Below are 16,629 nucleotides of genomic sequence, written 5' to 3'. Positions count from 1 at the left end.
GATCCCTTCGTCGGGTTCAGGGACGCGGCGTGCTGCGACCGCACTGGGTCGAAGCGCGCCACGGGCGCCCGTGGCCGGCATGCCGGTCACCGTCGACGCACCGCTTCCGCCTCCCGGCGTCGTCCGCCCCTCACTGGAGTTACGAACGATCACCAACGATGCGTCGGGTGCGTGGGCGCCCGTGGGACACCATCGCGCACAGTGAGGCTGATGGGAAACCACGAAACTCAATTGTGACGTGGGTCACGCCAAAAAGCCACGCAACACGCCCTAAAAGGGTCGTCAGGTCGGGATGTCCTCCAGTAGGTCCGTCACCATCGCCGCGATCGGCGAACGCTCCGAACGGCTGAGCGTCACATGCGCGAAGAGCTGATGACCCTTCAACGCCTCGATCACCGCGGTGACCCCGTCGTGCCGACCGACCCGCAGATTGTCCCGCTGGGCGACGTCATGGGTGAGCACCACCCGGGAGCCCTGGCCGATCCGGGAGAGCACGGTCAGCAGGACCCCGCGCTCCAGCGACTGAGCCTCGTCGACGATGACGAAGGCGTCGTGCAGGCTGCGCCCTCGGATGTGGGTCAACGGCAGTACCTCGAGCAGTCCGCGCGAGGTGACCTCTTCCAGCACGTTCTCGTGCACCACCGCGCCGAGGGTGTCGAAGACCGCCTGCGCCCAGGGCGACATCTTCTCCGACTCCGAGCCCGGCAGGTACCCCAGTTCCTGCCCACCCACGGCGTACAGCGGACGGAAGACGATCACCTTCTTGTGCCGGCGACGTTCCATCACCGCCTCCAGCCCCGCGCACAGCGCCAGGGCCGACTTGCCGGTGCCGGCACGGCCACCGAGCGACACGATCCCGATCGACTCGTCGAGCAGCAGGTCGAGGGCGACCCGCTGCTCGGCCGACCGCCCGTGCACCCCGAACGCCTCCCGGTCGCCGCGGACCAACCGCACGGTCTTGTCCGGCAGTACCCGGCCGAGGGCCGAGCCACGCGGCGAGTGCAGCACCAGACCCGTGTGGCAGGGCAGACCGGCCGCCGCGTCCACGTCGATGACCTCTCCCGCGTAGAGCCGGGCGATGTCCTCCTCGACGAGTTCCAACTCCGCCATCCCGGTCCAGGTCGGGTCGCTGGCCTGGCCGTGCCGGTACTCGTCCGCGCGCAGGCCGACCGAGGCGGCCTTGACCCGCAACGGCATGTCCTTGCTGACCAGCGTCACCTCCCGGCCCTCGGCGGCGAGGTTGAGCGCCACGGAGAGGATCCGGGCGTCGTTGGACTCGTTGCGGAAGCCCGGAGGCAGCACACCGTCGTCGGTGTGGTTCAGCTCCACGCGCAGCGTGCCGCCGGCCTCGTTGGCGGGCACCGGCTGGTCGAGGCGGCCGTGGCGTACCCGTAGCTCGTCCAGCATGCGCAGCGACTGCCGGGCGAACCAGCCCAGCTCCGGGTGCTGCCGCTTGCCCTCCAGTTCGGAGATCACCACCAGCGGGAGCACCACCTCATGCTCGGCGAAGCGATGGAACGCCGCCGGGTCACTGAGCAGGACGGAGGTGTCCAGGACGAAGGACTGGCCCGATGGTCGGGGCTCCCTGGGGTCGGCCGGTCCGGCGGCCGCCGTACGGCGGCTCCGGGTACTGCGGCGGGTCGTGGTAGTCGCGGCCGGGCCCTGGTCAGCACCGGCGGTCGTACGGCGAGTCGTCACAGGCCTGCTCCGGCGGATGGGCACCCGGCCACCCGCGGTCCGCCTCCTCCGGATGCCCGGCTGACACGGGGTCGGATGCGGGCCCCGTGCGCGAGGTCGCAGGCCGGGCGGGCCGGCTGGCTCGGGACAACCCCGCGCCATGCCTAGACGCTAGCTCCCCGCACCCGTCCCGGCTAGTGGGTGTTCATGAACGTGCGACGAGGTCGCGGAACCGCGGCATGACCACGGGGATGAACCGGCCGGGATGCATGCCCCCTGCGCGCATCCCGGCCGGTGGGACCACCGCCACCGGTCTGACGTGGCCCCGGGCGGCACCGCCCCGAAGGGGCGTACGCGCCGCGCCTGTGGACGGGCCTTGAGCCCGTCGACCGGTTTCAGCCGGTCCGTCGAACGAGGGTGCCGGTCGGGTGCCGCCCGGTGACCGAGGCGGCCGGCTCCGCGAAGGACGACCCGGTGTACGTGGTACCCGGGCGGTTCACCGTGGCGGCGACCCGGGCGGGAGGTGGTGCGGGTGCCGCGACGGCCAGTGCGGAGGCGATGGCCGCCTGGGCGTCCCGACGACGTCGGTTCCACGCCCCGCGGTCACCGTCGAAGTAGCCCTGCCGGTAGCCGAAGCGGTAACCGATCCGATAACTGAGTTGCCCGTGCAGCCGCCCTGCGGCGTAACTCGTGGCGGCGAGCACGAGAACCAGGAAGATCGCGAGAAATGGACTCATCCGGCGGCTCCGGTGCCCCGCACGACCCTCATCGTTCCTCCGGTTCGATCGTGGTGGGGTCGGCGACCAGGAGCCGGTCGAGGTCGTCGGTGCCGATCTCCTCCACCAGTTCGACGCTGATCCGGCAGCCGTCCATGACCACCTCGGCCATCGAGGAGCGACGGATCTCGCCACCGGCGTCGTACACCCGGACGCTGAGTTCCGGGCAGCCGAGGTGGGTCCGCCAGGCATTCCACTCGGCCCGGTCGCCGACGCTGAGCGACAGGTAACGGCAGCCGCGGGCGAGGTAGAGGCGCCACGGCGCACTCAGCCCGGCGGCGACCCCCTCGGCCACCAGGCTGAAGGCCTGGGCACGGGTTGCGAGTTCGGTCACCGCGTCCCCCTCGCCCCGGGCGCGTGACGCAGGTGAGCACTGATCGTCTCATGCACGTGACACACCGTAGGTTGTCCCATGAACGTGACAGTATCAGCTTTTCGTTCGTTTGCCTCCGCACCTACGTACATCTATCCTGCCCAGGTGACACCCCTCAAGAAGAGCGCCGGACCCCTCTCCGGCCACATTGCAGCGACGTCACGCAAGCGTGACAGACGCGTGGCAGGCGCCGTCACCCAGGCTCAACGGTCGTACGGTCACGAGGTGACCGAGACGGCCAACGCACGGAAGATCGCCTTCGCCACTTTCGTCCGGCGCGCCCTCGACGAGGCGCGCGCGACCCGGGCGTGGAGTGGCACTGAGGTCTCCCGGCGCACCGGCGTCTCGCGGCAGACCATCAACCGGTGGGTACGCGGCGACTGGGCCAGCGACCCGGAGGCCGAGCGCGTGGTGGCCTTCTGCGAGGGTCTCGGGCTCGACCCGGCGGCAGCTTTCGCGGCGCTGGGCTGGGACCGGACCACCTCCCGGCGCACCTCGCCGTCGCCGCCGCCGATGGACCCCGACGTCGAGGCACTGCTCCGCCGGCTGGTCGACCCCGACGTCTCGGATGCGGAGAAGTTCCACATCCGAGAAACCATTCGTTACCTCGCATATCGCCCGACGTTGCCGCTCGGTGTCCGAAAACGAGGCGACGCCGCCAGCTAGTTCCTCAGATGGCGAAAGAACGGCAGGTCAGCCTCATTCGTTTCGCTACGGGGCGGGATCGGGCGCGCTAGCGTCCGTATTCGTACTGCTTGGGCTCGTCGTCGGCGGGGGGACGGGACAAGGCCGAACCCAGCCCTGCGGGACAGAAAGGGGTCTTTCCATGACCCTGAAATGGTTGGCTGTCGTGGTCGCGACGGTCTCGGTGACGCTCTGCGTCACCGGCAACGCGGTGACCCTGATCCTGAACGGCGGGCAGCTTCCCCTGCTCGTCAACCTCTTCGCGCTCGCCAGCGCGGGCACCGCGATCGTCCTGGCGGTCGTCGCCGAACTGCACGACCGGCTCAACGACCGGCTCACCGCGCTCACCGAGTTCCTGGTGGAGCGACTGCGGGAGATCGAGGCACACACCGGCGACCGGAACTCCGGGTTCGTCGAGGGCTACCTGCTCAGCCACGGGCAGGAGGCGGCGGTGGTGCCGTTCGGACGCCGAGGACGCGGAGCCGCCGAACGCTGAACCACGCCTGCCGCCCACACCGGATTCACGTCAGGATTGACCGGTCGAACCCGGGGTACGCTGTCGCGCGTGCCGCCGTTGAATCTGGGCAACCAGCAGCCGAAGATCCCGCTGACCGCCGACCAGGCCTGGCGGGCGACCGTCGACCGGGCGGCCGAGACCATCCTCTTCTTCGACTTCGACGGCACCCTCGCGCCGGTCGCCGACGATCCCACCTCGGTACAGCCCGCGCCGAAGGTGCTGGCCGCTCTCGAAGCACTCGCTCCGGTGGTGCGCCGCATCACGATCGTCTCGGCCCGGCCGGTCGAGTTTCTCCGCGAGCACTTCGGCGGGCTCACCGGCGTCGACCTGTATGGGCTCTACGGCCTGGAACACAGCCATTCCGGAGGCGACACGGTCACCGAACCGGCCGCGCTGCCCTGGGTGCCCACAATGGCCGAGCTCGCCGAACTGGCCCGGGCCGAACTACCGCCGGGCACCCTTGTGGAGTACAAGCGGCTCTCGGTGGCCCTGCACTGGCGTACGGCGCCACAGCTCGCCGGCACCGTCGAACAGTGGGGCCGCGACCAGGCCGAGCGCCTCGGCCTGCGGGTACAGGTCGGACGGATGGTGCTGGAGATCAAGCCGCCGGTCGACCGGGACAAGGGCATGGTGATCGACGAGCTGGTGCAAGGCGTACGCGCGGCCTGGTACTTCGGCGACGACGTGTCCGACATCAAGGCCTTCGCCGCGCTGCGGGCCCGGGCCGCCGCCGACCCGGACTTCCTGGGCGTCTGCGTCGCCGTCGCCAACCCGGAGACCGGTGACGAGGTCGCCGAGGCCGCCGACCTCACCATCGACTCACCGACCGCCCTCGGTGACTTCCTCACCGAGGCCACCCACCGCCTCGCCTGAGCCGGCGGGCCGGGTCCGGCGCCCTGCGGGTTCTCAGACCCCGTAGCGGCGCTGGCGGGTGGCGTACGAGCGCAGCGCACGCAGGAAGTCGACGCGCCGGAAGTCGGGCCAGTTCAGCTCGCAGAAGTAGAACTCCGAGTGCGCCGACTGCCAGAGCATGAAGCCGGAGAGGCGCTGCTCCCCGCTGGTCCGGATGATCAGATCCGGATCCGGCAGGCCGCGCGTGTACAGGTGCTCGGAGATGTCGTCGACATCGAGCGATCCCGCCAGTTCCTCCAGCGTGCCGCCATTGGCCGCGTGCTCCAGCAGCAGGGAGCGCACCGCGTCGGCGATCTCCCGCCGGCCGCCGTACCCGACCGCGATGTTGACCTGTGCGCTGCCGTCGCGGTCCCGGGTCCGTTCCTCGGCGGCCTTGAGCGCCGTCGCGAGACGCGTCGGCAGCACGTCGAGCGCGCCCACCATCCGCAGCCGCCAGGGGTTGGCCTCCTCGGCCAACTCGGTGGTCAGGTCCTCGATGATCTGAAGCAGCGGATCGAGTTCGGCTGCCGGGCGCGACAGGTTGTCGGTGGAGAGCAACCACAGGGTCACGTGCCCCACGCCCGCGGCGTCGCACCAACGCAGCAGTTCCTTGATCCGCTCGGCACCCATCCGGTGCCCGTCGTTCGGATCGACAAAGCCCATCTCGCGGGCCCATCTGCGGTTGCCGTCACACATCACACCCACGTGGCGGGGCACCGGACGGCCCGCGAGCTTGGCCGTCAGCCGCCGCTCGTAGACGGAGTAGAGAAGTTTCCGCAGAGTCATCACCTTGCAGGGTAGCGAGCCGCCGGACGGATCAGTGTGCCGGTGGCCGATGCCGCACCGACAGGCCGAGGGCGATCCGCCCGAGCGTCCGACCGTCCAGCAGGCCATCGCCCAGTCCCAGCTCGGCCACCGTGCCGAAGACCCTCGCGTCACGGCCGGCCGCCCGCACCGTCGCGTCCACCATCCAGCGGCGCCGGGCCAGCCAGGCCGCCGCCGAGCTGTGCCGCAGGTGGGTGCCGAGCCGGCGGTGCAGCGCGGTCGCGTACCGCCGCGCGGCGTGCTCCGGGGCACCGACCGCGGCGTGTCCGGCCAGTGCGCCGGAGCGCAGCGCGTAGAAGATCCCCTCCCCGGTCAGCGGGTTGATCAGCGAGAGGGCGTCACCGGCGAGCAGCACCCGGCCCCGTCCCGGTGCCGGCCGGAACGTGGACAGCGGCAGGTGATGGGCGCGCAACGAGGTGACCTCCGCCGGATCCGTGCCCGGCAGCAGCGCGGCCAGCCGGTCGAGCAGGTGCGTGCGGGTCAGGGACTCGCCCCGCAGCACCTCCCCGTACCCGACGTTCGCCCGGCCGTCACCGATCGGGAACGACCAGGCGTACGCCGGCCACCGCGTGGCCGAGGTGACGATGAGCTGTGCCGGCGGGCCGGGCGGCGCCGGGGCGTACCCCCGGATGGCCAACGCCAGGTGACGGTCCGGATTGTTCGGCTCGCCCAGGGCCCGGCGCACGACGGACCCGGCGCCGTCGGCACCCACCACGACCTCGGCGACGATCTCCCCGTCCAGCACCACCCGGTCGGCGCGCACCTCGACCCGGCGCACCGCACGGCGGGCCAGCCGCACGCCGCCCTGGACCGCCGCCGCCACCAGCCGCGCGTCGAACACCTCCCGCGGCACGGTGTACGCCGGTCTGGGCAGGTCCCGTGCCACGGCACCGCCGTCCGGCGCCACCAGCCGCAGCGCCGGCACCGGCGCGAAGCCGGCCACCGCGTCGGGCACGCCCAGTTCGGCGAGTACGTCCAACGCGTGCGCGGCGATGCCGTCACCGCAGGCCTTGTCCCGGGGAAAATCGGCCCGGTCCAGCAGCAGCACCTCGGCACCCGCCCGGCGGGCCGCCAGCGCGGCAGCCACCCCCGCCGGACCCGCCCCGACCACCACCACGTCGAACTCGTCGCGCACAGCCTCTCCCTCCGCCCCGGGCCGACCACGTACGCGGGGAGCCATCGCCCGGCGCACTCCCGCCCGAGCCCGCCGGGCACCCCTCCCCACCCTGACCACCAGGCACCCCTCATCCCCTCCGACGCGCCGAGCGCCCTCCCCGCTCCTCTCAGACCGCGACAGCGCCCCTCCTCGCAGACCGCCAGGCGTTCATCTCTTGCTCTGCTTCACCCGACGCACCGTCATCGTTCCGAATCCAGTGCGTCAGTTGAAGCAGAGCAGTGCCCGCCCTGAAACGCCAGGAACCCCCGCCCCCCTTCATGGTTCGAGCAACTTCCCTGTTGTTGCTGCCTCAAGCGCGGCTGAGGCAGCAACAACAGGGAAGTTGTCCGGATCATCGGCGGCGGAGGTCGGGAAGGCAGGTGGTGGGCGTGTCGGGGCGGGCGTGGACCGGGCGCGAGGCCGGACGGACGGCACGGAGGTGGGCAGGCGGGCGGCGGGAGCGGGGTGCGCCGGGGGGTGGTGGAATCAGGCGGGGGTGGGGGTGGTCCGCGCGGCGCGACGGACGCCGTAGACGGCGAGGACGGCGGCGGCGACCAGCGGCGCGCCGTCGCGCACCAGGCCGTCGACGCCCAGCAGCCACCAGCACAGCGGCAGATCGACGGCGAGCACGGCGACGGTGACGACGATGAGCAGTGTGCCGGCCCAGCGGCGGCCGCGCATCAGGAACGCCGTGCAGAACAGCACCAGGTAGCTGGTCGCGATGCCGGCCCCGAGCCAGAACAGCACGGCGGGCACGGCGAGCAACCGCCCGTCCAGGATCGCGGCGGTGGCGACCAGCGCCGGCACCAGCATCAGCGGGCTGTACGTGAACGCCGCGACCCGGCTGGTCAACAGCCAGGCGCTGGCCTCCGGCCGTCGCGGCGGTGTCTCCTGCCAGGAGATCCCGGAGCGGTCGATCACCAGCCGGGGTCGGTGCCGCACCAGGTGCCCGGCGAGCGCCGACGAGCGGTACAGCAGCCAGACCACGGCGGCGCAGAGCGCGGTGAGCAGGGCGAAGCCGAGCAGCCCGGGCAGCGGCGGCACACCCTGGCGGGGCACGATCAGCCGGCCGACCGCGAAGACCGTGGTGATGGCGAGGATCAGGCCGAACGGGCGGGCCACCGTTCGGCCACGACGTACGTGCCCGATGAGCAGCAGGAATCCGAACGAGCGCAGCATCGCCCAGCCGGTTCGCACGGCGAGCCCGAAGCCCTGCTCCGGTGCGTACCACCAGTTGAGCACCTCGACCACGACGGTGGCCGCGGCCGTCACCGCCAGCAGCACGGTCAGTGCCCGGACGGCGGACGGCCGCCGGACCTCGGTCTCGGCGGCCGTCCTCATGGGATCCGATGATGCCCGGATCCGGCGTCGATCACACCCCTTGCCGCGGCTGCTCCGCGTCGAGTCGGGCCCGCAGGGCGTCCAGCTCGGCCCAGAGGACGCCGGGCAGCTTGTCGCCGAACTTCTCGAACCACTCGGTGATGAGCGGGAGTTCGTTGCGCCACTCGTCCGGGTCCACCTTCAGCGCGATGCGGACGTCCTCCGGCGTCATGTCCAGCCCGTCGACGTCCAGGGAGTCCAGCGCCGGGACCATGCCGATGGGCGTCTCGACGGCGTCCGCCCGGCCCTCGATCCGCTCGACGATCCACTTGAGCACCCGCGAGTTCTCGCCGAAGCCCGGCCAGAGGAAACCGCCCTCCGGGTCCTTGCGGAACCAGTTGACGTAGTAGACCTTGGGCAGCTTCGACTCGTCGCCGTCGGCGCCCTTGCCCATCTCGATCCAGTGCCGGAAGTAGTCGCCACCGTGGTAGCCGATGAACGGCAGCATCGCCATCGGGTCGCGACGGACCACGCCGACCGCACCGGAGGCGGCGGCCGTGGTCTCCGAGGAGAGCGTGGCACCCATGTAGACGCCGTGCACCCAGTCCCGGGCCTCGGTGACCAGCGGAACCGTGTCGCGGCGCCGCCCGCCGAACAGGATCGCGTCGATCGGCACGCCGTTGGGGTCGTAGTAGTCCTCGGCCAGGATCGGGCACTGGGTGATCGGCGTGCAGAAGCGGCTGTTCGCGTGCGAGGAGAGGTTCTCGCTCTCCGGCGTCCAGTCGTTGCCCTTCCAGTCGATCAGGTGCGCCGGCGGCTCACCCATGCCCTCCCACCAGATGTCGCCGTCGTCGGTGAGGGCGACGTTGGTGAAGATGGAGTTGCCCCGCTCCAGCGTCCGCATGGCGTTGGCGTTGGTCTTCCAGTCGGTGCCGGGCGCCACGCCGAACAGGCCGTACTCCGGGTTGACCGCGTAGAGCCGTCCGTCCGGGCCGAACCGCATCCAGGCGATGTCGTCGCCGATGGTCTCGACCTTCCAACCGGGGATGGTCGGCTCCAACATGGCCAGGTTGGTCTTGCCGCAGGCCGACGGGAAGGCGCCCGCGATGTGATAGACGCGCCCCTCCGGCGAGGTGATCTTCAAGATCAGCATGTGCTCGGCGAGCCAGCCCTCGTCGCGTCCCATCACGCTGGCGATACGCAGCGAGTAGCACTTCTTGCCGAGCAGCGAGTTACCGCCGTAGCCGGAGCCGAAGGACCAGATCTCCCGGGTCTCCGGGAAGTGGGAGATGTACTTGGTTTCGTTGCACGGCCAGGCGACGTCCTGCTGACCCGGTGCCAGCGGCGCACCGATCGAGTGCAGGGCGTGCACGAAGTCTGCGTCGTCCCCCATGGCCTGCAGCACCGAGGCGCCCATCCGGGTCATGATCCGCATCGAGGCGACCACGTACGGGCTGTCGGTGATCTCGACGCCGAACATCGGACTCTCGGCCTCGACCGGGCCCATGCAGAACGGGATGACGTACATCGTCCGGCCGCGCATCGAGCCGCGGTAGAGATCCGTCATGACCCGCTTCATCTCGGCCGGGGCCATCCAGTTGTTGGTGGGTCCGGCGTCCGCCTCGTCCACGGAGCAGATGAAGGTGCGCTCCTCGACCCGGGCGACGTCCGTCGGGTCGGTACGCGCGTAGAAGGAGTTCGGCTTCTTCTCCGGGTTCAGGCGGATGAGCGTCCCGGCCTCGACCAGCTCATCGGTGAGGCGACGCCATTCCTGGTCGGACCCGTCCACCCAGACGACCTGCTCAGGGGTGGTCAGTTCAGCGACCTCACGAACCCAGGCGAGGAGTTTCGGGTGGGACGTAGGGGCCTGATCGATACCCCGAACGGTGGCCGGAGCAACCATGACACATCTCCTTGTGGTCGACGCTGACCTGTCTATGGAGTGCACGAGTCTCGGCGCCGCCGTGCGCGTCGCCTTCGTGGAAACCTGGGATTGGCCTCAGCGTAAACCGATGGACTGCTCCAGTCAGTGGGACTGGTTGTGAAGAACTGCACAAGGTGCGGTCACGCTGCGGCATCACGAGCCTTTACCCGCTTTCACGCGCAGTTTCACGCAAATCCTTCGGCGGACCTCCTGATGAAGACGCCCGCGCGCGGACCGCCGGGGCGTTTTTCGACCCGGGGTACCGAAGCGGAACGCAACACTCGATCGCACCGATCCGGTTACGCTCCGTTCGTGCCCGTCCGTGCCGCCGCACCGGTGCACCCCGGTGCCCGTTGCTACCCGCCCGCAGGGCCGCCAACCGGTACGCTCGCACGGTGGCCGCCACGATGACCGGGGAGCCAGGCTCCCGGCAGACCCGCCCGGGTCTGGTCCACTCCCTGATCGACCGTTTCGGTCATCTCGTACGGGAGTTGAGCAAGTTCGCGACCGTCGGTGGGGTCGCCTTCCTCATCGACTTCGTCCTGTTCAACTACCTGATCGGCCCGCAGGGCGTGGAGCAGCTCACCGCCAAGACCATCTCGACGGTCATCGCGGCGACCTTCGCCTTCCTGGGCAACCGGTTCTGGACCTGGCGGCACCGTAAGCGCTCCCACCCGGCGCGCGAGTACGCCCTGTTCTTCTTCTTCAACGCCGTGGGGCTGGGCATCGCGGTGGCCTGCCTGGCCATCAGTCGCTACGGGCTCGGCAGCATCTGGCCGGCCGTCTTCCAGACCCGGCTGGCCGACAACATCGCCAGCTTCATCGTGGGCACCGGGCTCGGCACGCTGTTCCGATTCTGGTCGTACCGACGGTTCGTCTTCGTGGAAGCGGGAACCCCACCGGTCGCGGAAGTGAACCAGGACCGCCGGGCGTGACCTGCCGCCCACTCGTTCGGTCGAAGCCGGCCGACCCCTACCCACTGCCCTAAGGTGTTGCGCATGCCTCTCGTCCGTCTGCTGCCTGAGCGCTGGCAGAAGTTCATCCACGAGGCACTCAAATTCGGCCTGGTCGGTGGCATCAACACGGTCATCAATTACGCCGTGTTCAACGCGCTCGCACTCACTGTTTTCGTCGACGGGCAGCTGAAGGCGACCGTCGTCGCCACCATCGTCGCCACGATCACGTCGTATCTGATGAATCGACACTGGACGTACCGGGATCGTCCAAAATCGGCGATGCAGCGGGAATACGCCCTGTTTTTCCTTTTCAACGGGGTGGGACTGCTCATTGAACTCGGCGTGCTCGCCGCCGCCAAGTACGGGCTGGGCGTGACCGGGCTGCTGGCGCTGAACGTCGCCAAGACCGGCGGTGTGGTGCTGGCGACCCTGTTCCGCTTCTGGTCCTACCGCACCTTCGTCTTCCAGCCCGCCGCGCCCGCCCAGGCGGCACAGCGATGGCACGGCCTGCCCCGCGACGAGTGGGACACGATGGCCGGGATGGACCCGGTGGCCGAGCTTGCCGAGTCCGTCACGGAGTTGGAGGAAGAGGAGCCGCCCGCGGTCCGGCCGGGAGTGGCCTCCCGCCCACTCCAGCCGAGATCCGCCCCGTTGCCCGACGAGGCGGAGCTGACAGCGGCGTTGGACGCCGAGCTGGAGGCCGAGCTGGCCGCACAGCTACAGCCCGCCCCGACCCCCCGACGCCTCCGCCGCCGCTGACCTCGGTCGCCCGTCCGGGGCGCGGACAGTGGCCGGGCACGCCTGCCCGGATGCGCCCCGTTCCCGGCCCTACGCGCCCGCGCTCTTGTCCCGCTCGGCGAAGATCTCGCGAAGTTCACCGTCACCGAGCGAGTGCCGGTCGTGGAACGCTTCCACGAGCTCGTAGAGCTTCGTCTGCACCCGGTCGACCTTCGGCACGTCGTGCAGGACGGACTGCCCACGCTCACCGGCCGACTCGATGGTGAGGGTGCCGTAGCCCAGCAGCCGCCCGACGAACCGCTGATTCATCGAGTGGTCGTTGACCCGGCTCAACGGGATGTCCCGGCGCTCCCGGGCGAACACTCCGTGCTGGAGCAGGACCCGCTCGTTGGTGAAGAGGTAGTGCGTGGTGCGCCAGGAGACGTACGGCCAGACGGACAGGACCACCACCGCGAACAGGGCCACCCCGCCGATCACCGCGAGCGTGATGGAGCCGGTGCCGCCCGAGGGCAGGAACAGCAGGCCGGCCACCACCGCGGCGATGGCCAGCACCAGCACCGCCACCGGCCGGATCAGCGCCTTCCAGTGCGGGTGCAGGTGCAGCACGACGTGCTCGTCCTCGGTGAGCACGTCTTCGGGGAACGCCACGGCAACCTCCTCGCAGGAACGGACGCGCAGACCGTAACCCCCCACCGCCACACCCCCACATCCGCCACGCGGCTCGTACCACCCCACCCGCGTGGGAGGGGGTGGGACGGTCAGCGGAGGTGACGGATGTCGGCGGCTGCCAGAGGGCGTTGGCCGGTGGGGGTGGTGAGGAGGAGCTGGCCGTCGGGGTCGATGCCGGTGGCGGTGCCGGTCAGTTCGGTGCCGTCGGGGAGCAGGGCGCGCACCTCGCGGCCGATCGTGCCGCAGACCGTCAGGTACGCCTCGCGCAGACCACTGGCCGTCGCGTCGCCTCCGGCGTCACGCCAGCGGGCGTACCAGTCGGCGACCGAGCGAAGCAGCGCCCGCAGCAACGGATCCCGGTCGGTGGCCGCCGCGCCGGCCAGTTGCAGCGAGGTGGCCGGCAGGCCGGTCGGATGCTCCGGCAACTCGTCGGCGCGCAGCGTCACGTTCAGCCCGATACCGAGTACGACCGCGGGCGGATCCGCCGGCCCCGGCCCGGGCACCCCCTCGGCGAGGATTCCGGCGCACTTGGCACCCCCGATGAGCAGGTCGTTCGGCCACTTCAGGGTGGCGTCCAGCTCGGCGAGGAGGGCCACCGTCTCGACCAGCGCCACACCGGCCAGCAACGGCAGCCAGCCGTACCCCGCCGCCGGTGCCGGCGACCAGTCGCGCGCCGGCACCGCCTCACCGGGTCGCAGCAGCACGCTGGTGGCGATGCCGGCACGCGGCGGAGACTGCCAGATCCGCCCACGCCGTCCCCGGCCCGCGGTCTGCCGTTCGGCCACCACGACCAGGCCCTCCGGTTCGCCGGTCCGGGCCGCCTCGGCGACATCGGCGTTGGTGGAGCCGGTCTCCACCCGCAATTCCAGCCGGGACCACGGTCCGTACGGCGCGACCAGAGCCCGGCGCAGCCGGGCCGCGGACAGCGGCGGACGGTCAAGGTCGGTGTACGGCGAACCCGGCATCCCGTCAGCCTACGGGCGGGCCGGTGAGGCGAAGTGCACAGCGGCGGCGACCTGAACCATCGTTATATTCCCAGGGTGACTACCGAGACCGGGACCAACATCCACAGCACCGCGGGCAAGCTGGCGGACCTGGCACGACGGGTCGACGAGGCGGTGCACGCCGGGTCGGCCCGCGCCGTGGAGAAGCAGCACGCGCGGGGCAAGAAGACCGCCCGCGAACGCATCGAGATGCTCCTCGACGAGGGGTCGTTCGTCGAGCTGGACGAGTTCGCCCGGCACCGGTCCACCAACTTCGGCCTGGACCGGACCCGCCCGTACGGCGACGGTGTGATCACCGGCTACGGCACCATCGACGGCCGGCAGGTCTGTGTCTTCGCCCAGGACTTCACGGTCTTCGGCGGCTCGCTCGGCGAGGTCTTCGGCGAGAAGATCGTCAAGGTGATGGACCTGGCCATGAAGATCGGCTGCCCGGTCATCGGCATCAACGACTCCGGCGGCGCCCGGATCCAGGAGGGCGTGGCCTCGCTCGGTCTCTACGGCGAGATCTTCTTCCGCAACGTGCGCGCCAGCGGCGTCATCCCGCAGATCTCGCTCATCATGGGCCCGTGCGCGGGCGGCGCGGTCTACTCCCCCGCGGTCACCGACTTCACGGTGATGGTCGACCAGACCTCACACATGTTCATCACCGGACCGGACGTCATCAAGACCGTCACCGGCGAGGACGTCGGCATGGAGGAGCTGGGCGGCGCCCGCACCCACAACGCCCGCAGCGGCAACGCGCACTACCTCGCCACCGACGAGTCCGACGCGGTCGACTACGTCAAGGCGCTGCTGTCCCACCTGCCGTCCAACAACCTGGACGAGCCGCCGGTCTTCGACGCCCCCGCCGACCCGGAGGTCACCGACTCCGACCGCGAGCTGGACACGCTGATCCCCGACTCCGCCAACCAGCCGTACGACATGCACCGGGTGATCGAGCACGTGCTCGACGACGGGGAGTTCCTGGAGGTCCAGCCGCTCTACGCGCAGAACATGGTGATCGGCTTCGGTCGGGTCGAGGGACGACCGGTCGGCGTGGTGGCCAACCAGCCGATGCACTTCGCCGGCACCCTGGACATCGCGGCCAGCGAGAAGGCCGCCCGCTTCGTGCGTACCTGCGACGCCTTCAACATTCCGGTGCTGACCTTCGTGGACGTCCCCGGCTTCCTGCCCGGCACCGGCCAGGAGTGGGACGGCATCATCCGCCGGGGTGCGAAGCTCATCTACGCGTACGCCGAGGCCACCGTTCCCAAGGTCACCGTCATCACCCGCAAGGCGTACGGCGGGGCGTACGACGTGATGGGCTCCAAGCACCTGGGAGCCGACCTCAACTTCGCCTGGCCGACCGCGCAGATCGCGGTGATGGGCGCGCAGGGCGCGGTGAACATCCTCTACCGGCAGGAACTGGCCGCCGCCGAGGACCCTGCCGCCGTGCGCGCCGAGAAGATCGCCGAGTACGAGGACACCCTGGCCAACCCGTACGTGGCCGCCGAGCGCGGGTACGTCGACGCGGTGATCCCGCCGCACCAGACCCGGATCCAGATCGTCCGGGCGCTGCGGGTACTGCGTACCAAGCGGGAGACCCTGCCGCCCAAGAAGCACGGCAACATCCCGCTGTAGGCGCTGGCGGGCCCTCCCGACACGCGGCGAGGGCCCGTACCGCCCTCAGCACGGTGGATTGGCCGCGACGCACATTCGCCCGGCGGCGACCACCGCCAGCCGACGCAGCTCCGACTCACTCTCACCGAAGCCGACGTTGACGACCGTGACCAGGTCACCGATCCGCACGACGGCGATGCTGTTCGGCGGCATGGGTTCGGCGAGCACCTCACCGTTCGCGTTGTCGCGACGCGTCTCCCCGACCGTGTGCCGGATCATCACCGACTCGTCTCCGGCGAAGTGCCGGTCGACCACCTCCCATCGCTGCACCGCGTAGAAGTTGGCCCACTCGGTATCGCCGATAATGCCGCTCTCGACGCTCTCCCAGCGTCGACACAGCTCGATCCGCTGCTCGACACCGGCGAAGAAGGTGCCTTCCAGCTCAGGACCAATGCGGTAGATGTCCTGACTGAGCACGATCGACACGTCGTACCCGTGGCCCGAATCGTCCTCGCTCCGGATGCCGTCCGGACGCATCATGAACTGCGAGCGGGAGTACCGCGACGTCTCCCAGGTAGGGATGTTCCCGTTCCCCTTCGCCTGGATACATCTCGCCCACTCCGGATCGATCGCGATGTTCCGGGCCAGACCCGCCTCGGTGAACGGCTCGTCGACCTGCACCGAGAGATCCTCGGGTTGCAGCAGCGCATCGAGTGGGATCTCCGCCCGTATCGGCGCGGCACCGTCTCCCAGCAGCATGTCCTGCCGCTGAGGCAGCTTGGCCACGGTCACCACCGAGATGGACAGCACGACGACGGCGACAGCGGCGGCCATCGCCCGGAACCGGCCACGCCGCCGCGCCACGGCGCGTACCTCGGCGGCATCCAGCCAGCGGACACTCTCCAGATCGTGCCGCAGGAGTTCCATCAGGCGTACGTCCTCGTCACGCACCGGGAGCCTCCTCCAGGTCGGTAACGGCAAGCAGCCCCGCCAGCGCGGCACGCCCCCGGGACAGTCGCGCCTTGACCGTGCCGACCGGGGCCGCGGTCTGCCGGGCCACCTCGGCGACCGGCAGACCCGCGAGATAGTAGAGCGCGATCGCGACGCGTTGTTCCTCCGGGAGCTGACGTAGGGCGGCGACCACCTCGATCGTGTCGGTGGTCGGAGCCGGCACGCTGTCGGCCGCACCGTGCCGCAGGTAGGCCCGGGCCCGGCTGCGCAGGCTGCGCCAACGGCTGACCGCGATCCGGGCGGCCACCACCCGTACCCACGCCTCCGGGTCGTCGTAGGCACCGACGGTGGACCAACGCTGCCAGGCTCGGATGAACGCCTCCTGTACCGCGTCCTGCGCCTCGGCAAGGTCGCCGGTCAGCACGTAGACGAACCCGAGCAGCCGCTGCCGGCTCCCCCGGTAGAACTCGTCGAACCCGTCGACGTCCGGCACGGCCACCTCCCCCTGACGGTCGGAAGGAACACGCCTGGCCCGGCCCGTCCGGTTGCCCGGGATCCCGGTTCATTTC

General features: G+C 70.4%; 17 protein-coding genes. 6 read left to right on the top strand and 11 right to left on the bottom strand.

Annotated elements, in window-relative coordinates; genetic code table 11:
* Positions 1 to 282: 282 nt before the first annotated feature.
* The 3 genes from SM447_RS15175 to SM447_RS15165 all read right to left on the bottom strand — a co-directional run bounded on the left by SM447_RS15175 (position 283) and on the right by SM447_RS15165 (position 2,787).
* Complete coding sequence (locus tag SM447_RS15175) at positions 283 to 1,698, bottom strand: PhoH family protein (protein ID WP_474573434.1); 1,416 nt, start codon at positions 1,696 to 1,698, stop codon at positions 283 to 285.
* A gap of 374 nt (positions 1,699 to 2,072) precedes the next feature.
* On the bottom strand, positions 2,073 to 2,414 hold the full coding sequence (locus SM447_RS15170; protein WP_474573433.1) for a hypothetical protein: 342 nt from the start codon (positions 2,412 to 2,414) through the stop codon (positions 2,073 to 2,075).
* A gap of 28 nt (positions 2,415 to 2,442) precedes the next feature.
* On the bottom strand, positions 2,443 to 2,787 hold the full coding sequence (locus SM447_RS15165; RefSeq protein WP_474573432.1) for a hypothetical protein: 345 nt from the start codon (positions 2,785 to 2,787) through the stop codon (positions 2,443 to 2,445).
* A gap of 264 nt (positions 2,788 to 3,051) precedes the next feature.
* Here SM447_RS15165 and SM447_RS15160 point away from each other — a divergent pair, with 264 nt between their 5' ends.
* The 3 genes from SM447_RS15160 to otsB all read left to right on the top strand — a co-directional run bounded on the left by SM447_RS15160 (position 3,052) and on the right by otsB (position 4,900).
* Entirely contained in the window at positions 3,052 to 3,492 is a 441-nt protein-coding gene (locus tag SM447_RS15160) for a helix-turn-helix domain-containing protein (RefSeq protein WP_474573431.1), read from the top strand.
* Between the two features lie 160 nt (positions 3,493 to 3,652).
* The gene (locus SM447_RS15155; RefSeq protein WP_474573430.1) at positions 3,653 to 4,006 is read left to right on the top strand and encodes a hypothetical protein; all 354 of its coding nucleotides are present in this window, start codon (positions 3,653 to 3,655) and stop codon (positions 4,004 to 4,006) included.
* Between the two features lie 69 nt (positions 4,007 to 4,075).
* Positions 4,076 to 4,900 (top strand): trehalose-phosphatase, encoded by an 825-nt coding sequence (gene otsB / locus SM447_RS15150; protein ID WP_474573429.1) that lies wholly within the window; start codon positions 4,076 to 4,078, stop codon positions 4,898 to 4,900.
* Between the two features lie 33 nt (positions 4,901 to 4,933).
* Here otsB and SM447_RS15145 read toward each other — a convergent pair whose 3' ends face one another.
* The 4 genes from SM447_RS15145 to SM447_RS15130 form a co-directional block, all read right to left on the bottom strand.
* On the bottom strand, positions 4,934 to 5,704 hold the full coding sequence (locus SM447_RS15145) for an isoprenyl transferase (RefSeq protein ID WP_474573428.1): 771 nt from the start codon (positions 5,702 to 5,704) through the stop codon (positions 4,934 to 4,936).
* 31 nt (positions 5,705 to 5,735) lie between these two features.
* Entirely contained in the window at positions 5,736 to 6,923 is a 1,188-nt protein-coding gene (locus tag SM447_RS15140; RefSeq protein WP_474573427.1) for a geranylgeranyl reductase family protein, read from the bottom strand.
* A 462-nt stretch (positions 6,924 to 7,385) separates the two neighbouring features.
* On the bottom strand, positions 7,386 to 8,240 hold the full coding sequence (locus tag SM447_RS15135) for a hypothetical protein (RefSeq protein WP_474573426.1): 855 nt from the start codon (positions 8,238 to 8,240) through the stop codon (positions 7,386 to 7,388).
* A 31-nt stretch (positions 8,241 to 8,271) separates the two neighbouring features.
* Positions 8,272 to 10,122: a phosphoenolpyruvate carboxykinase (GTP) gene (locus SM447_RS15130; RefSeq protein WP_474573425.1), complete on the bottom strand. Its 1,851-nt coding sequence runs from the start codon at positions 10,120 to 10,122 to the stop codon at positions 8,272 to 8,274.
* A 428-nt stretch (positions 10,123 to 10,550) separates the two neighbouring features.
* Here SM447_RS15130 and SM447_RS15125 point away from each other — a divergent pair, with 428 nt between their 5' ends.
* Together SM447_RS15125 and SM447_RS15120 are read left to right on the top strand one after the other, a co-directional pair.
* The gene (locus SM447_RS15125) at positions 10,551 to 11,078 is read left to right on the top strand and encodes a GtrA family protein (protein ID WP_474573599.1); all 528 of its coding nucleotides are present in this window, start codon (positions 10,551 to 10,553) and stop codon (positions 11,076 to 11,078) included.
* A gap of 63 nt (positions 11,079 to 11,141) precedes the next feature.
* Entirely contained in the window at positions 11,142 to 11,858 is a 717-nt protein-coding gene (locus tag SM447_RS15120; RefSeq protein WP_474573424.1) for a GtrA family protein, read from the top strand.
* A 69-nt stretch (positions 11,859 to 11,927) separates the two neighbouring features.
* Here the strand turns inward: SM447_RS15120 and SM447_RS15115 are convergent, their stop codons facing one another.
* Together SM447_RS15115 and SM447_RS15110 are read right to left on the bottom strand one after the other, a co-directional pair.
* The gene (locus SM447_RS15115) at positions 11,928 to 12,485 is read right to left on the bottom strand and encodes a PH domain-containing protein (RefSeq protein ID WP_474573423.1); all 558 of its coding nucleotides are present in this window, start codon (positions 12,483 to 12,485) and stop codon (positions 11,928 to 11,930) included.
* 110 nt (positions 12,486 to 12,595) lie between these two features.
* Positions 12,596 to 13,471 (bottom strand): biotin--[acetyl-CoA-carboxylase] ligase, encoded by an 876-nt coding sequence (locus SM447_RS15110; RefSeq protein WP_474573422.1) that lies wholly within the window; start codon positions 13,469 to 13,471, stop codon positions 12,596 to 12,598.
* Between the two features lie 75 nt (positions 13,472 to 13,546).
* Here SM447_RS15110 and SM447_RS15105 point away from each other — a divergent pair, with 75 nt between their 5' ends.
* Positions 13,547 to 15,130, top strand: a complete 1,584-nt coding sequence (locus SM447_RS15105) for an acyl-CoA carboxylase subunit beta (protein ID WP_474573421.1) — start codon at positions 13,547 to 13,549, stop codon at positions 15,128 to 15,130.
* 45 nt (positions 15,131 to 15,175) lie between these two features.
* On the opposite strand, the gene SM447_RS15100 is transcribed toward SM447_RS15105, so the two are convergent.
* Both SM447_RS15100 and SM447_RS15095 read right to left on the bottom strand, forming a co-directional pair.
* Positions 15,176 to 16,060: a hypothetical protein gene (locus SM447_RS15100; RefSeq protein WP_474573420.1), complete on the bottom strand. Its 885-nt coding sequence runs from the start codon at positions 16,058 to 16,060 to the stop codon at positions 15,176 to 15,178.
* Entirely contained in the window at positions 16,053 to 16,553 is a 501-nt protein-coding gene (locus SM447_RS15095) for an RNA polymerase sigma factor (protein WP_474573419.1), read from the bottom strand. Before SM447_RS15095 ends, SM447_RS15100 begins: the two co-directional genes overlap by 8 nt.
* Positions 16,554 to 16,629 lie beyond the last annotated feature (76 nt).

Source organism: Micromonospora aridisoli (assembly GCF_056150025.1).
This window is presented reverse-complemented; position numbering and strand designations above follow the sequence as displayed.

Excerpts from the sequence above, each read along its gene's own strand:
- SM447_RS15170 (WP_474573433.1), bottom strand. The coding sequence starts at position 2,414 with ATGAGTCCATTTCTCGCGATCTTCCTGGTTCTCGTGCTCGCCGCCACG.
- SM447_RS15155 (WP_474573430.1), top strand. The coding sequence starts at position 3,653 with ATGACCCTGAAATGGTTGGCTGTCGTGGTCGCGACGGTCTCGGTGACG.
- SM447_RS15145 (WP_474573428.1), bottom strand. The coding sequence starts at position 5,704 with ATGACTCTGCGGAAACTTCTCTACTCCGTCTACGAGCGGCGGCTGACG.
- SM447_RS15140 (WP_474573427.1), bottom strand. The coding sequence starts at position 6,923 with ATGGCTCCCCGCGTACGTGGTCGGCCCGGGGCGGAGGGAGAGGCTGTG.
- SM447_RS15135 (WP_474573426.1), bottom strand. The coding sequence starts at position 8,240 with ATGAGGACGGCCGCCGAGACCGAGGTCCGGCGGCCGTCCGCCGTCCGG.
- SM447_RS15130 (WP_474573425.1), bottom strand. The coding sequence starts at position 10,122 with ATGGTTGCTCCGGCCACCGTTCGGGGTATCGATCAGGCCCCTACGTCC.
- SM447_RS15125 (WP_474573599.1), top strand. The coding sequence starts at position 10,551 with ATGACCGGGGAGCCAGGCTCCCGGCAGACCCGCCCGGGTCTGGTCCAC.
- SM447_RS15120 (WP_474573424.1), top strand. The coding sequence starts at position 11,142 with ATGCCTCTCGTCCGTCTGCTGCCTGAGCGCTGGCAGAAGTTCATCCAC.
- SM447_RS15110 (WP_474573422.1), bottom strand. The coding sequence starts at position 13,471 with ATGCCGGGTTCGCCGTACACCGACCTTGACCGTCCGCCGCTGTCCGCG.